Source organism: Paraburkholderia sp. JHI2823, assembly GCF_038900695.1.
Lineage (GTDB): Bacteria > Pseudomonadota > Gammaproteobacteria > Burkholderiales > Burkholderiaceae > Paraburkholderia > Paraburkholderia mimosarum.
Map to the genome: position 1 here is coordinate 161833 of NZ_JAYMRY010000004.1, position 14758 is coordinate 176590.

Below are 14758 nucleotides of genomic sequence, written 5' to 3' on the forward strand. Positions count from 1 at the left end.
CTGCTACACCCGATCCGGGTCATCGCTCGTTGCACGGCGGGGCACGATGGCTTCAATGGCGTCGCGCAATTGCTCCTCGGAGAAGGGTTTGCGCAGATACTCGAAGTCGAACCCCACGCTTTGCGCCTCGGGCCGGTCGCCGCCCGAAGCCAGCACCACACGCAGATCGGGATTGCGTCGCCGCGCCTCGCGCGCGAGTTCGATGCCGGAGTCCCCGGGCAGTTGGACATCCGTGATCAGGATCGCCACGGGCCTCGCGTTCAGCACGTCGAGCGCCTCGTTGGCGTCGGCCGCCTGCAGAACCTCGTGGCCCGTTTGAGCAAGCAGTTCGCTCACCGCTTCGCGCGTTTGCGTTTCGTCGTCGACGAGAAGAAGCGACAACGGGCTCGCGGCTGTGCTGGCCTGGTCTGCCGACGCCTCGCGCCGCGATTGCGCCGCGTGCGGCTTGAGCAGCATGCGGCGAACCTTGGTCGCCAGCTGCTCGCGGCTATAGGGCTTGCTGAGCAAATGCACGCCCGGGTCCAGCCGGCCGCCATGGACCATCGCGTTGTGCGTATAGCCCGAGGTAAAGAGCACCTTGAGCCCCGGAACGATACGGGCGGCCATTCTGGCCATGTCGACGCTTCGCATCGATCCCGGCATCACGACGTCGGAGAACAGCAAATCGATCTTGACGCCGCTGCGCAGGATCGCCAGTGCGCTTTCGGCATCGTCCGCCCTGAGCACGGCGTATCCGAGTTCGGTGAGCATTTCGACGACCGTGGACTGGACGCGCTTGTCGTCTTCGACCACGAGTATCGTTTCCGATCCGCCGATGACCGCTTGCGGCGTCGATGGCGCCACTTCGGCCACCGGTTCCGTCGATCGCGGCAAATACGCTTTCACGGTGGTGCCGTGCCCGACTTCGCTATAGAGGCGCATGTGCCCGCCGCTTTGCTTGATGAAGCCATACGCCATGCTCAAACCGAGCCCGGGCTTGGTCGTGAAATACGGCTCGAACGCGCGATCGCGAACTTCGGGCGGCATGCCCGTTCCCGTGTCGGTGATCGCGAGCATCACGTACTGCCCCTCGGAGACGTCGTCGGGCAGCGCGTGGTAATGGCTGTCGAGCGTCGCGTTGGCGAGTTCGATGGTCAGCTTGCCGCCCCCAGGCATCGCGTCGCGCGCATTGATCGCGAGATTCAGCACGACGTTTTCGAGGTGATTGACGTCGACGAGCGTATTCCAGAGCCCGCCGTCGATCACCATTTCCACGGAGATCAGCTCGCCCAGCGCGCGCCGAAGCAGATCCTCCATATTGCGCAGCATCGAAGCCAGATTGATCACGGCGGGCTGCAACGCTTGCCGCCGGCCGAACGCGAGAAGCTGCGAAGCGAGGTTGGCGCCTTGCTCGACCGCTTCGATCGCGCGGTCGAGCCGTTCGCGCGACCACTTATCGCGGCCGTGCCGGCGCGCCAGCAGTTCGAGATTGCCGCGCATCACCTGCAGAACGTTGTTGAAATCGTGAGCCACGCCGCCCGTCAGCTTGCCGATGGCTTCCATCTTCTGCGCCTGCAAAAGCGCCGCCCGTGCGCTCTCGAGTTGCTCCTGCGCCACCTTGCGCTCCGTCACGTCGCGGGTGATCTTTGCGAAGCCAATGAGCTTGCCGTCTTCGTCGCGAATCGCGTCGATGACGACGTTGGCCCAGAAACGGCTGCCGTCCTTTCTGACGCGCCATCCCTCCGTTTCGAAGCGTCCCTCGCGCGCGGCGGTTTCGAGCCCTCGCTCGGGCAGGCCGAGCGCGGCGTCTTCGGGGGTGTAGAACTTGCGGAAGTGCATGCCGACGATTTCACTGGCCTCGTAACCCTTGATACGGGCCGCGCCCATGTTCCAGTTCGTCACGATGCCTTCGGGCGAGAGCATGAAAAGCGAATAGTCGATCACGCCCTCCACGAGCAATCTGAACCGGCGCTCGCTGTCGCGCACGGCCTCGTGGACGAGTCGCTTGTCGGTCATGTCGCGGACGATCTTCGCGAATCCGCTGAGCGTGCCATCGGCGGCCCATAGCGGCGTGATCGACACGCTCGCCCAGAAGCGCGAACCGTCCTTGCGCAACCGCCAGCCTTCGGTTTCGCAGCTGCCGTAGTCGCGGGCGGTTTGCAATACCGCGTCGGGCACGCCTGCCTCGCGGTCCTCAGGGAGGTAGAACGCCGAAAAATGCTTTCCGATGATCTCCGGTGCGCTGTACCCCTTGATGAGCGCGGCCCCGGCGTTCCAGCTCGAAACCACGCCGGACTCGCTCAGGCGAAAGATCCCATAGCCGGTCACGCGCGCGACCAGCGCCTTCTCCCATCCCGAAACCGGATCCTCAGGGAACGTCCCGGTCATGCAAAGCTCCTTTTTCGCCTGGCCGCCGGCGAGAGGCCGAAGGATTCCGGTTCACCGACGACCGGCATGTGCTTCACCGGGTGTGACGGCTCGCTCAAAGACGCCTTCCGCGAAAGAAGAGACTGCCGACAAAGCGATTCATCACGCGTCTTGCGTGTTGGTGCGCAGATTGCATGCCGCGCGGCGATCGCGCGCAACAAAGCGCGCAACAAGGCGCATGGCAAAGCGAATGCGCGGCGGGACCGCTCAGCGCACATGCCGCGCGTCGTGCGCACTTGCGTATTCGTTCACGTCGCCGGTGAGCCATGCCACGAACGTTCGCGCGCCCAGCTCACCGTGGCTCGTGGCGTCCCGTGCACGCGCCGGTGTTTCGAAGATGACCTTGCATTGCGGTGCGTCGGCAAGCGCGACTGGCGTGTCCGCGAGATTGAGCGCGATCGCGAGCGTTTCGCCGTCGCCCAGTTTCCAGCGGGCGAACAGGGCCTTCTCAGCGAGGATGTCGGCACCGAGCGCTTTCGCGCCCTTCAGCCGCGGCGTGACGAACTTCGCTCGCACGGTCAGCGCCGACCGATAGAAGTGCAGCCAGTCGAGGCGATCGAGTTCATCTTCCTTGTCGGCCATATTCGGCGATGACCTCTCGAACGTTCGCTTGTCGTTGGGATCCGGAATTTGCGCACGGCGCTTTTCATCGGCGAAGGCCGAAAACTTCGCGAATTCGCGGCGACGGCCCGCGCAAACGGCATCGGCGAGTTCGTCGTGATAATCGGTGAAGAACAGGAACGGGTGCTTCGAGCCGTATTGCTCTTCCATGAACAGCAGCGGAATCTGCGGCGAGAGCAGTAGCAGGCCCGTCGCGGCGCGAAGCGAGCGGTCGTCGGTGAGCGAGCGCAGACGCTCGCCCATTGCGCGATTGCCGACCTGATCGTGGTTTTGCAGGAACATCACGAACGCCGTCGGCGGCAGATGCGCGCTTGGCTCGCCGCGCGGGGCACCGTCGTGAATCGGCGAGGGATCGCCCTGCCAGGCGAAGCCCTCGGCAAGCACGCGCGCGAGCTTTTCGATCGGCCCTGGCGAATACGCGCCGTAATAGCCCTCGCTTTCGCCGGTCAGCAGGACGTGCAGTGCGTTGTGCGCATCATCGTTCCATTGCGCGTCGAAGTGGTGGTCGAGCAAGCTCGCCGTGTTGTGCTCGTTCTCCAGCACGAGATGGACATGGCGCTCGGCTTCGACCGCATTGCCCACCCGATCGGCAAGCTCGCGCAGCCATTCGTCGTCGTCGATCGCGTGCACCGCGTCGAGACGCAGGCCGTCGAAACGATATTCGTTGAGCCAGTACAGCGCGTTCTCAATGAAGAAGTCGCGCACCTGCGGGCGTTCAAAATCGATCGCCGGTCCCCACGGCGTGTGCACGGCTTCGCGGAAAAACGGCTTTGCGTAGGTATGCAGATAATTTCCGTCCGGGCCGAAGTGGTTGTATACGACATCGAGAAACACCATCAAGCCAAGGCCGTGCGCGGTGTCGATGAGCTGCTTCAACGCTTCGGGACGACCATACGCGGAATCGGGCGCGTAGGGCAGCACGCCGTCATATCCCCAATTGCGCGTGCCGGAGAAGTCGTTGATCGGCATGAGCTCGATTGCCGTGATGCCCAGCTGCGCGAGTTCGGGCAGGCGCGCCACGACGCCCGCGTAACCGCCCATCGCGCCTACGTGCAGTTCGTAGAGCACCGTCTCTTCCCACGGCCTGCCACGCCAGCCGGTGTGAATCCAGCGATACGCGCACGGATCGACGACTTCGCTGGGACCGTGCACATCGCGGGGCTGAAAACGCGAAGCAGGATCGGGCACGGCGAGGTGCTCGTCGAGACGATAGCGATACAGCGTACCGGCGCCTGCTTCGGCTTGCGCTTCGAACCAGCCGTCGCCGGTCGCCTCCATGTCGATCGATTTGGGCGCCGTGCTGCCCGAACACTCGATCTCGAGTTGCACCCGCTCGCGTGACGGGGCCCACAAGCGAAACCGCGTACGCGGCCTGCCTTGCTGCGCCTCGACGATTTGCGCGCCGAAGGACAGGCAATGCGCGTGTTGGTGCAGGTGAGGATCGATCGGACGTCTGGACATGGTTTCGCGCCTTTGGGTAAAGGTGGCCAGCCTTTAGCACGCGCACAGACCCGCCGACGCGTTTCGCCGCGTCGACGCCGATGCCTGCACGAATGGGCAACAGCCTATTGCTCGTTACCGACCGCCTTCGAAACGGCCGCGGGACTTTCGAACGTCTCGTCGCCAAGCCCGGCGAGCGCCTGCATGACGTCTTCGTCCGCGTGGTTCTGTTTCGCGGTCTTCAGCAGGTCTTGCTTCTGCGCGGGATAGTCCGCGCCTTTGAGCGCCTTTTGGACATCGATGAACTTGCGGATTTGCGGGTTCCTGGCATTCGAGTGATGAGATGACGGCATGGCGTCGCTCCTCGTACGATGGATCACGTTGGAAAGAATGGGCTGCACGTAGCGCACCCTCCCGCAACCGCCGTGCCGCCGACGTGGCTTCCGCGGTTGCCTCGATCAGGCACGCCCATTGCTGTCTGCGCGAATCTTCGTCAACCCGTAGTTCTCTTTCACAATCCCCGCCCGGCCCCCGGCCGTCGTCACAGCGGCGACTGCAGACACATGGAGACGTCCTCCGATTTGATCGTTGCGCATCCCGAGGGGCTGTACTGCCCGGCAGGGGCATTCCATATCGATCCCTGGCGATCCGTCGAGCGGGCGATCGTGACGCATGCGCACGCCGACCATGCGCGGCCCGGCCATCGCCACTACCTTTGCGCGCAGGCGGGAGTGGGCGCGTTGCTGGCACGATTGCCCGGCATCCCGGTGCAAGGGCTCGCGTATGGCGAACCGATCGACATCAACGGCGTGCGCGTGTCGCTGCATCCGGCCGGGCACGTGCTCGGTTCATCGCAGGTGCGGGTCGAGCACGGCGGGCGCGTATGGGTCGCATCGGGCGACTACAAGATCGAACCGGACCCGACCTGCGCACCGTTCGAACCGGTGCGGTGCCATACATTCATCACGGAATCGACATTCGGCTTGCCCGTTTACCGATGGGAGCCCTCGCAGGCCGTATTCGACGCCATCGACGCATGGTGGCGACGCAACGCGGCGGCGGGACTGGCCTCGGTGCTGTTCTGCTACTCCTTCGGCAAGGCGCAGCGCGTGCTGGCCGGGGTGGACCGGGGCATCGGCCCGATCTTCTGCCACGGCGCCGTCGAGCCGCTGAATCGCATCTACCGCGAGGCAGCCGTCGACTTGCCCGTCACGCGCCTCGTGGCCGAAATCCCGGCGCGCGAGAAGGCCGCATTCAGCCATGCGCTGATCATCGCGCCGCCTTCGGCGCAAGGCAGCACGTGGATGCGGCGCTTCGGCGACTATCGCGACGCATTGGCGTCCGGCTGGATGCGCTTGCGCGGCGCGAGACGCCGGCGCGGCGTCGACCGGGGATTCGTGCTATCGGATCATGCGGACTGGCCCGGCCTTCAGCAGGCCATCGACGCAACGGGTGCGGAACGCGTGATCGTCACGCATGGCTATATCGAGCCCATGGTGCGGTGGCTTTCCGAACGCGGACTCGATGCCGGCACCTTCACGACCGAATATGGCGGCGACGCGATCGAGGCGGATGCCGTGCCCGCCCCCACGGAGAACGCGCAGCCATGAGACGGTTCGCTACGCTCTACTCGGCGCTCGACGCGACGACCTCCACCAACGACAAGCTCGACGCCTTGATCGCCTATTTTTCCGGCGCCGAACCCGAAGACGCGGCCTGGGCATCGTACTTCCTCGCGGGCGGCAAGCCTCGCCAGTCGGTGCCGACTCGCGTGCTGATCGAATGCGCGCGCGAGCGCGCCGGCCTGCCGCAGTGGCTCTTCGACGAGTCGTATCAGGCCGTCGGCGATCTGGCCGAGACGATCGCTCATGTGCTGCCGCCGGCTTCGCGCGAATCGGAGCTAGGTCTCGCGCAATGGGTCGAGCAGCGGCTGCTCATCTTGCGAGGCAGCGAGCCCGACCACGTGCGCGAACGTCTCATTGCCTATTGGGACGAATTGAACTGGAGCGAGCGGTTCTTGCTCACCAAGCTCATCGGCGGGGGTTTTCGTGTCGGCGTGTCGCGTCAACTCGTCGTGCGCGCGCTCGCGCAAGTGGCCGGCATCGACCACAAGCGCATTGCGCAGCGCATCGTCGGCTGGACGCATTCTCACAAGGCGCCGAGCGCGGCCGGCTATCTTCGGCTGATCGCCCCGGCAGCCGTTGGCGACGATCTCGACACACCGCAAGCAAGCGACGTGGGCCTGCCCTATCCGTTCTTTCTCGCCCATCCCTTGCAGAGCGATCCCGCGACGCTGGGCCCGATCGCAGACTGGATCGTCGAATGGAAATGGGATGGCATTCGCGCGCAGCTCGTCAAACGCGCGGGACGCGTCTGGATCTGGTCGCGCGGCGAAGACCTCGTGACCGAGCGTTTTCCGGAACTCGCGGAAATCGGCGCTGCATTGCCGGACGGCACGGTCATAGACGGAGAAATTCTCGCGTGGGAACGCGGCGCCGGCGCGCCGCTACCGTTCGCGCGTCTGCAGCCGCGCATCGCGCGCAAGTCGCTGACCAGAAAGGTGCTCAGCGAATCGCCGGCTGCGATGGTCGCATACGACCTGCTCGAAGCCGACGCGCGCGACCTGCGCATGGAACCGCTCGCGATACGGCGTGCCCGGCTCGATACGCTCGCCGAGTCGTTGCCGCGGACGGTTGCGGTCGACTTGCGCGTATCGCCGGTTGTTGTCGCCGCGGACTGGTCCGCAATCACGCGGCTGCGCGAGGAAAGCCGCGCACGCGGCGTCGAAGGGCTGATGTTGAAGCAGCGGATCTCGATGTACGGTGTCGGACGCACCAAGGCATCGGGCACCTGGTGGAAATGGAAGATCGACCCGTATTCGGTCGACGCCGTGCTGCTATACGCCCAACCCGGTCATGGCCGGCGCGCCAGTCTCTTCACCGACTACACGTTCGCGGTCTGGGACGAAGCCGACGGCGTGCGCACGCTGGTGCCGTTCGCGAAGGCCTACTCCGGACTCACCGACGAAGAAATCCGCAGGGTCGATGCAATCGTGCGCAAGACGACTATCGAGAAGTTCGGGCCCGTGCGCAGCGTCACGCCGACGCTGGTGTTCGAAATCGGCTTCGAAGGGATTCAGGCGAGCCCCCGGCACAAGTCGGGCGTGGCGGTGCGATTTCCACGGATGCTGCGATGGCGCACCGACAAGTCAGTCGAGGACGCGGATACGCTAGAGATGCTCAAGGGCTTTCTGAAGGATGTTGCTGGCGGCGGGCGGCGGGTATAGGTGCGGTGCGGGCGCTTCTGTCAGGTTAGCGCCCCGGCGCCTTTGCGGGTGTCAAGGCGCCGCTCTCATTGAAGAGCGTGGCCTTAGAGTGGCTATCGGCCCCTGGCGCCGCGCGCAGTATCCGCGCATGTTTCCGATCAGATAGATTGATTCCATGCCTGGCCGCGATGCTCACGAAGACGGCAGCTCCGCGAGAACGGCCCGCGCCAGAATCCAGTTGTTTCCCGTGGATTTGCGGTAGCGCATTTTCGAACGTCCGCCTTACCGCCAACGCGGCGAAATCAGGCGACGCCACAACAGTTTCCCGGCGATTCCCACGAAACATCCGGTGATTGCAATTGCGCAGAGACAATAAATGATTATTGCAATTACCGCCATATCCTCTGGCGCCGGCATGTCTTCTCCGACAAATACCTTGAATCCGAACCGGATGAAAACATCGACGAGAAATGGCATGTCAAATGGCATTGCGAGAAATAATTTTGCCAAATAAAAACTAGCAACGAAAATTACGACTACGCAGAACAAGGACCATACAACCAATATCAAACGCCTCATCTCACTCCACTGTACCGTAGGCACGCAACGTCGAACCAGGCACCGGCAAAGCTGCCGGGTGTGAACGGATGTATCGCCGAAGACTGTCGAACGCGAACGGACTAATGACCGTAATGCAGCCTTCGCTCAGCCTTGCCGGTCCTTCGGGGTGCAGCCTGAAACGTCCGCGCTTGATACCGTTAATCATCGTCGTGTCTCCGCCGTGAGCGTTCCATAGCATGAACCACTGCGTATGATCAGTTGTGCCGTACCCATGTGCGTCATACCAGTCCCAGAACCAGCCAAACCGTCCGCCCGTATCGGCTGGTAACGCGACCAGCGACAGTCGAGCGAGAATCTCGCCCTAACACGCGATTCCACTTCACGCTAGCTCTGCTTTCAATCGGAAAAGGCTGAAAAGTAATGCCAATTGCGTCTGCCGCATTAGCGCGGCACTGCCGATTAACGTTCGACAATTTGTCTCAAATCGTCGGCATGTGCTACGTACGCAGTTTGCCAGGGCGTGCCGTATCAGCGTGGAGCCAGCCCCTTCGGTTCTCATCGGCGTTCGATAGACCGCGCGCGCCTCAGCGGCGTACTGCGATGCGCGAGGGCGTAGGGCTACGAGCGCGCGCCGACACGCGAGAGTGAATTCGCGACGCTGGGCATCGCAGCGCTGCACGCTGCCAGATGTCAGATTCCCCATCTTCCGCACGAGGCACGCGAAATGCGCGGCATGGACTTCGCCCACTTCAACGCGGAGAAAGACATGACCACGGAATCCAGTGTCTACAAGGTTACGGAAATCATCGGAACGAGCCCGACCTCATGGGAGGAAGCCGCAAGAAATGCGGTGGAAACGGCAGCGGGTTCACTGCGTGACCTGCGTATCGCCGAGGTCTGCAAGCTTGACATCAAGATCGAGAACGACAAGGTGGTTGAATATCGGGCCCGGGTGTCGGTGTCGTTCAAATACGAGAGTTGAGAAAATCGCTCGGGCACGCGGCGGTCTCTGCGTTTCCCTTGACACCAGGTGCGCGTGTCTACCGCGCTTCACCGTCTGCAGCGCTTTTACCGGGGGCCGGAGCCCGGCGCTTGTCGCGCCATTCCACGACTTGCCATGCAACGAGTCCGGGCAGAAAGACGACGATGTCGCGAATCCGGCGCGCGCCCGCGAGCGCGAGGCATAGCTGAGGATTGAGCCCCAGCGCCGTGCCGATCAGCAAAAATCCGCCTTCCTGAACGCCGAGCGCGCCGGGCACGAAGAACGCGATACTGGTGAGCGCCTGGGTCAGCGACTCGAGCGCGAGTGCCTGCAAAAAATTGCTTTTCGCCCCGAGAAAACGCAGCGCGAGCCAGAGTTCGAGCGCCGTCGCGATGCATTGGAGCGATTGCCAGATGAGCAGGTAACGAAGGATCATGCGGCGTTGCTGCCAGAGTCCGCTGATCGCCTCGTCGATCTGCACCGATTCCCCAACGAGTGAGCGGAATTTGCCGCTCGTCATGCGATTGAACAGTTTCGTCAGTCGAGCGAACGGACTCGCGCGCTGCAAGAGTGAAAACGCCGCGAGCAGGACCACGAAAATGGCGATGCCGCCTCCCAGTCTTGCTGCGAGGTGCCACGCACGCGAGCCCGCGAGAGCGATCAGATAGCCGATCGCCGCAATGGCAAAGAGCATCTGGCTGATGAGCGTCAGTTGAATGTCGACGACGAGGCTGGCCATCGCGGGAGCCGGCTGCATGCCCCACTTGCACATCATGCGAAACGTCACGACTTCGCCGCCGATCCGCGCAACGGGCAACATGCCGTTCACGGACTCGCGGATCCAGACGAGGCGCAGCACGCCAAAAAGGTTCGGGCGGATCGGGTCGCGCATCAGCATCTGCCAGTTCCTTGCATTGGCGAGCATCGGCAGAACATGGACCATTCCCGCGAGGACGAGCCCGGCGCCGGCCACGCGCATCAAGCCGAGCACCGCTCGCGCGTCGGCGTGCCAGACGAGCCAGACCGCGACGGCCAGGCCCGCAAACGCGGCAATCCGGGGAAGATATTTCATGGAGCGTCGTCGCTGTGTTCAGCCTGGCTGCCCGTCGACGAACCTCGCCACGCCGGAGAGCCAGCAATACCCGTCGGTGAAGGCAGACCTCGTGCGCCCAGCTTCGCTCATCGTTGCAGTCCTGCCGCAAGCAGCGCCGCGACCGGCGCCCAGCCCTCATGCGCACCGACTGCGCCCGGTCTTCGGGCATAGGCGATGCGCGCCGTCATCCGAACCACGACGAGTGAGACGATGACCACCGTCGATATGCGTGAGCGCCTGGCCGCGCGCAGCGCGCCAGCTTCCAGCGGCTCGCGCAGGAACGACGAAGCCGCGCGCGAACTCGCCTCCGCATTGCGTGCAAAGATCGCGGGCGAGGTGCGCTTCGATGGCGGCTCGTGCGCGCGCTACGCGACCGACTGCCCGATTCGAAGTACATTGGCCGCGCTGGCGTTGCGGCACAGCCATCGCGTACGTGCGTAGCGGGTACGGCCCGCATCGCTTTCACACTGCGAGCAGGCGCGCGGTGGCACCACTGCGCGCGACGCCCACGAGCGAGATCATGCACGCCCTGCTCTCCAGCCTCGCGCTGGCCGTCGCGGCCGCGCTCCTGCTGTCATACGGCACCGCTCTCGCGTTGCTGTACTGGTTGCAGGGCCGCCTCATCTACCCCGGCGAACGCCTGCGACGTGGCCCATTACGCCACGACGCGCAACGGCGCATCCATCACGTGCGCATGCGCTCCGCCGATGGCAACGAATTGATCTGCGGATACGCGGCGCCCGAGAACCCGGCTCATGCGATGGTCGTTCTCTTCCACGGCAACGGTGAAGACCTGAGCCAGCGCTATCATATCGCGCACGCGCTGCTCGACGCGGGCTATGGCGTCGTGCTCGCGGGTTATCGCGGATACGGCGGCGCGCCGGGGCGGCCGAGCGAAGCGGGACTCTACGCCGATGGCCGCGCAGCGGTCGCGTTCGCAGCACGACATGCGCGCGATGTCGTCGTCCATGGCTATTCGCTCGGCTCCGGCATTGCCGTGCAAATGGCCACCGAGCACGCGCTCGCCGCGTTGCTGCTCGAAGCGCCGTTTACGAGCATCGCCGACGTGGCCGCCGTGCGCCTGCGCGGGCTCCCTTTGCGGCGGCTCGTGCGCGACCGCTATGACAACCTCGTCAAGATCGGCGCCGTGCGCGCTCCGACGCTCATCTACGGCGGCGACGCCGATTCCGTGATCCCGCCCGCGCAATTTTCGCGGCTTTTTTCTGCAATTCGCGCGCCCCGGCGGCTTGCCATCGTCGGCGGGGCCACGCACGTCGACGCATGGGAACGCGGCGGCCATGCCCACGTGCTGCGCTTCCTGGCTGACGTCCTCGGCAACTAGCCGCGATTGCCGGGCAATCGGAACGGATGGCACGCGCGTTGCTGTCATCGCAGCAACAGCCTCTGCGCTCCGGAGCGTGTCCGTGTCCCTCGTGCCTGCCCTTTTATGCCTCGCGATCGCTGCGATCGCGCTCGGCTGGCTATCGCTGGCGTGGCGCAGACTCAAGCAGGCCAGCGCGCTCGACGAAGGCAGCCGCCGGCTCGGCATCGAAGGCGCCTCGGTGCAGGCGGGGCCTTACCGCATGTTCTTTCGCTTCGCGCGGCGCCGCGCGCCTGCGCCCGCGCGTCTGCCCGTCGTGCTCGTGCACGGCCTCGTCATATCGAGCCGGTACATGGAGCCGCTCGCCCACTCGCTGGCGCGCGACTTCGACGTATTCGCGCCCGACCTCCCAGGCTTCGGCGAAAGCCCGCTCGCCAGTGCGCGCGAGGTGTTGAGCATCACGCGGCTTGCCGATGCGCTGCGCCTCTGGCTCAACGCATGCGGTTTCGAACGCGCGATGTTCGTCGGCAATTCGTTTGGCTGTCAGGTGCTCACCGATTTCGCGGTCCGCTATCCGCACGCCGTCGATCGCCTCGTTCTCCAGGCGCCCACGCCGGACCCGGCCGCTCGCTCGCTGCCCCGCCAGGCCTGGCGCGACTGGCTCAACGGCCGGCGTGAACGCCCGCGCACGCCGGCCGCGCCCGGGCGCATCGACTATGCCAAAGCGGGCCTCTGGCGCGCGATTGCCACCATGCGCATGCTCGTGCGCGATCCCATCGACGAACGCCTGAAGCGCGTCGCGGCCCCGGCGCTCGTCGTCGCCGGCACGCGCGATCCCGTCGTTCCGCTCGCATGGGCCGCCGAGGCAGCCCGACGCCTGCCGCACGGTGCGCTGATGACGATCGAAGGCGGCACGCACACGCTCAACTATGCCGCCCCGCATGCGTTCGCCTTCGCGATCACGCCGTTCCTGAAGGCCGCAGGCAGCGATTTATTCAGGAGCCCGCATCGATGAGCAAGCCGCCTCCGGGCATCGCCCGATTCGATTCCGCCGCCGCCATGGCGCAGGCGCTCGCAAGCATGCTGCACGGCAGACGGTTTTCGAGCCCGAGCCAGTCGCCGCTGCTCGACCGCCTCATGCCCGCGATCAACGCCATGCCGAAGCGCCAGCGCGAATGGGCCTATATCCTGGGCGGCATGAGCGAAGGCATCGATCCGCATCGCGCCCGCAACCTCGACATCGAACGTATCGCGCAATGGCTCGCGGGTCTCTATCCGCAGGTGCCCTACCGCTGTGCATTCGTCGGCTCGTCGAACGGCGCGATGATCCACCTCGCGGCCGCGCTGCGCGCGCCCTGGCTGCCGCAGACGTTTCTGTGCCCCGTGCGTGCACCGTTCAGCGATCCCGACGATGCGCAACGCGGCTTCGCGGCGAGCCGGCGCGTGGTCGAAGCGCTGCTGGCCGCCGACGAGCGCATTGCCGTCCACCACATGCACGACCCGAATCAGGACCGGCTGATGCTGCAAGGCATGCGCTATTTCCGCCTCAAGCATCGGCGCTTGCCGCTCGCGTTTCGCGAGTTCCTGCTGAGCAGTCTGGAGCACGGGTCGACGCTCTACGTGGTGCATTGCACGCGCGACTGGGCGGTCACGCGCACGAGCGAGCGCTCCGTCTTTCAGTTCGGGGCCACGGGCGGTGCGACCGAAGACGAGTATTTCAACGGCGGCGAGCGCGTACGCGCATTTCTTGCTCACTATGGCAGCGCAAGAACGCGCTGGGATCCGCCCGCTCCGGATACCCGCGCGCCCGAGGCCGAATGGGGATTCGACACGGCCTTGATGGAAGACCTCGCCGCGTTGGCCGGCCCGATGCGATGGCGCATCGTCGAAATCCGCTTCGAGGAGCCGGAAGCGCTGAGCTTCGTCACGGCCATGGTTTACCGGCGCTGGTATGAGGAAAGCGCGATCGAGCGCCGCCGGCTCGTCGTGGACTCCTTCATGCTGATGGACCCGCTCTCGACACTGGAACTCCATGCGATCCCGTTCTGGCTGCTGTTCGGCGTCGAGCCTTCCGCAAACGCACTGCAACGCTTCCTGGACGCCGAGGCCCCATTCGAGGAAATCGACATGACCTTGTTCTCGCACGGCACGGAAAGCGTCGGAATCGCGCCCATTGCGCGCTGGCGCGCGCTGCTCGCGCGTGCCCGCCACGCCGGGCGCTTCGCCGGGGTCGATACCTCGCGCTTTCCGCGCGATTTCGCGACGTTCGAACGATACGGTCGCGCGCTCGCGAATTTGCGGCCGCGGCTCGGTCCGCCTTCCCCGCTCGACCCTTCGCACTTCGAATCATTGCTGCGTGAATTCGGTGCGCCCTTCGGCGTGCATTGCGACATGCTTTCCTGTTCCGTGAGCACGGCGCCCGAATACTGAAGCCCGGCTTGGTGGCCCCCCGGGAACGATCGATGCGCTGACTGCTGCATCACTTTCGGGGGGAACACCATGACTCAGCCATCCCACGCTTCGCAGGCACAAAATGCTCTCGACATACTGATCGCCGATCACCGGGCGGTCGAGAGACTGTTCGCGGCCTTCGAGCCGGCGGACAAGGCCACGGCCGACGCGCGCTTCGCGCTCGTCAAGCGCGCTTGCGAGCAACTGGCCGTGCACACGATGCTCGAAGAGGAACTGCTCTATCCCGCCGCGAGCGAAGCCCTCCCCGCGCTGACACTCGACGTGGATGAGGCGCGCGTGGAGCACTACCTCGTCAAATCGCTGATCCAGCGCTTTACCACGTTGACGCCCTTGCACGCGGGTTTCGACGCCACGTTTCGTGTCATGACGGAGCTGGTCAGGCACCACGTGCAGGAAGAAGAGGCCGATCTGTTCCCGCGACTGCGAAAGAGCAACCTCGACCTCGGGCGCCTCGGACAGCGCATCGCCGCACGCAAGGCCGAACTGGATTCGAAGCTCGAAGCCGCCGGGGTCAAGCAGACCGGCGATCTGACGCTCGCGCACCTCGATCTCCCGCTCTGAAAGCGCGCGGCCCATCGCGCCCGCTTGTCCACGGCG

The 14758-nt window shown here is 64.9% G+C and carries 13 protein-coding genes; 8 read left to right on the top strand and 5 right to left on the bottom strand.

The window, feature by feature from the left end; genetic code table 11:
- Positions 1-3: 3 nt before the first annotated feature.
- From VSR34_RS07055 to VSR34_RS07065, 3 genes are all read right to left on the bottom strand, one after another.
- Positions 4-2367, bottom strand: coding sequence for a PAS domain S-box protein (locus tag VSR34_RS07055; protein ID WP_342962197.1), 2364 nt, complete (start codon positions 2365-2367; stop codon positions 4-6).
- A gap of 246 nt (positions 2368-2613) precedes the next feature.
- Positions 2614-4488, bottom strand: a complete 1875-nt coding sequence (treZ, locus tag VSR34_RS07060; RefSeq protein WP_342962198.1) for a malto-oligosyltrehalose trehalohydrolase — start codon at positions 4486-4488, stop codon at positions 2614-2616.
- A gap of 104 nt (positions 4489-4592) precedes the next feature.
- Complete coding sequence (locus tag VSR34_RS07065) at positions 4593-4820, bottom strand: DUF2795 domain-containing protein (RefSeq protein WP_028210640.1); 228 nt, start codon at positions 4818-4820, stop codon at positions 4593-4595.
- 210 nt (positions 4821-5030) lie between these two features.
- Between VSR34_RS07065 and VSR34_RS07070 the strand changes: the two genes are divergently transcribed.
- Together VSR34_RS07070 and VSR34_RS07075 are read left to right on the top strand one after the other, a co-directional pair.
- Positions 5031-6077 (top strand): ligase-associated DNA damage response exonuclease, encoded by a 1047-nt coding sequence (locus VSR34_RS07070; RefSeq protein WP_028210639.1) that lies wholly within the window; start codon positions 5031-5033, stop codon positions 6075-6077.
- Positions 6074-7753, top strand: coding sequence for an ATP-dependent DNA ligase (locus tag VSR34_RS07075; protein WP_342962199.1), 1680 nt, complete (start codon positions 6074-6076; stop codon positions 7751-7753). The genes VSR34_RS07070 and VSR34_RS07075 overlap by 4 nt, the downstream gene beginning before the upstream one ends.
- A 559-nt stretch (positions 7754-8312) precedes the next feature.
- Here VSR34_RS07075 and VSR34_RS07080 read toward each other — a convergent pair.
- Positions 8313-8648 (bottom strand): tlde1 domain-containing protein, encoded by a 336-nt coding sequence (locus VSR34_RS07080; protein ID WP_342962253.1) that lies wholly within the window; start codon positions 8646-8648, stop codon positions 8313-8315.
- A 369-nt stretch (positions 8649-9017) separates the two neighbouring features.
- Here VSR34_RS07080 and VSR34_RS07085 point away from each other — a divergent pair, with 369 nt between their 5' ends.
- Positions 9018-9275 (top strand): dodecin family protein, encoded by a 258-nt coding sequence (locus VSR34_RS07085; RefSeq protein WP_238327675.1) that lies wholly within the window; start codon positions 9018-9020, stop codon positions 9273-9275.
- Positions 9276-9333: 58 nt separating this feature from the next.
- On the opposite strand, the gene VSR34_RS07090 is transcribed toward VSR34_RS07085, so the two are convergent.
- Entirely contained in the window at positions 9334-10347 is a 1014-nt protein-coding gene (locus tag VSR34_RS07090) for a lysylphosphatidylglycerol synthase domain-containing protein (protein WP_036044071.1), read from the bottom strand.
- Positions 10348-10578: 231 nt separating this feature from the next.
- Between VSR34_RS07090 and VSR34_RS07095 the strand changes: the two genes are divergently transcribed.
- From VSR34_RS07095 to VSR34_RS07115, 5 genes are all read left to right on the top strand, one after another.
- The gene (locus tag VSR34_RS07095; protein WP_028229888.1) at positions 10579-10809 is read left to right on the top strand and encodes a hypothetical protein; all 231 of its coding nucleotides are present in this window, start codon (positions 10579-10581) and stop codon (positions 10807-10809) included.
- A gap of 43 nt (positions 10810-10852) precedes the next feature.
- On the top strand, positions 10853-11710 hold the full coding sequence (locus VSR34_RS07100) for an alpha/beta hydrolase (protein ID WP_342962200.1): 858 nt from the start codon (positions 10853-10855) through the stop codon (positions 11708-11710).
- 82 nt (positions 11711-11792) lie between these two features.
- Positions 11793-12704, top strand: a complete 912-nt coding sequence (locus VSR34_RS07105; RefSeq protein ID WP_342962201.1) for an alpha/beta hydrolase — start codon at positions 11793-11795, stop codon at positions 12702-12704.
- The gene (locus tag VSR34_RS07110; protein WP_028210633.1) at positions 12701-14119 is read left to right on the top strand and encodes a hypothetical protein; all 1419 of its coding nucleotides are present in this window, start codon (positions 12701-12703) and stop codon (positions 14117-14119) included. The genes VSR34_RS07105 and VSR34_RS07110 overlap by 4 nt, the downstream gene beginning before the upstream one ends.
- Before the next feature lie 69 nt (positions 14120-14188).
- On the top strand, positions 14189-14722 hold the full coding sequence (locus VSR34_RS07115; protein ID WP_028210632.1) for a hemerythrin domain-containing protein: 534 nt from the start codon (positions 14189-14191) through the stop codon (positions 14720-14722).
- The last annotated feature ends 36 nt before the right edge of the window (positions 14723-14758 follow it).

Coding starts and splice junctions, on each gene's coding strand:
- VSR34_RS07055 (WP_342962197.1), bottom strand. CDS start 2,367: ATGACCGGGACGTTCCCTGAGGATCCGGTTTCGGGATGGGAGAAGGCG.
- treZ (WP_342962198.1), bottom strand. CDS start 4,488: ATGTCCAGACGTCCGATCGATCCTCACCTGCACCAACACGCGCATTGC.
- VSR34_RS07065 (WP_028210640.1), bottom strand. CDS start 4,820: ATGCCGTCATCTCATCACTCGAATGCCAGGAACCCGCAAATCCGCAAG.
- VSR34_RS07070 (WP_028210639.1), top strand. CDS start 5,031: ATGGAGACGTCCTCCGATTTGATCGTTGCGCATCCCGAGGGGCTGTAC.
- VSR34_RS07075 (WP_342962199.1), top strand. CDS start 6,074: ATGAGACGGTTCGCTACGCTCTACTCGGCGCTCGACGCGACGACCTCC.
- VSR34_RS07085 (WP_238327675.1), top strand. CDS start 9,018: ATGCGCGGCATGGACTTCGCCCACTTCAACGCGGAGAAAGACATGACC.
- VSR34_RS07090 (WP_036044071.1), bottom strand. CDS start 10,347: ATGAAATATCTTCCCCGGATTGCCGCGTTTGCGGGCCTGGCCGTCGCG.
- VSR34_RS07095 (WP_028229888.1), top strand. CDS start 10,579: ATGACCACCGTCGATATGCGTGAGCGCCTGGCCGCGCGCAGCGCGCCA.
- VSR34_RS07110 (WP_028210633.1), top strand. CDS start 12,701: ATGAGCAAGCCGCCTCCGGGCATCGCCCGATTCGATTCCGCCGCCGCC.
- VSR34_RS07115 (WP_028210632.1), top strand. CDS start 14,189: ATGACTCAGCCATCCCACGCTTCGCAGGCACAAAATGCTCTCGACATA.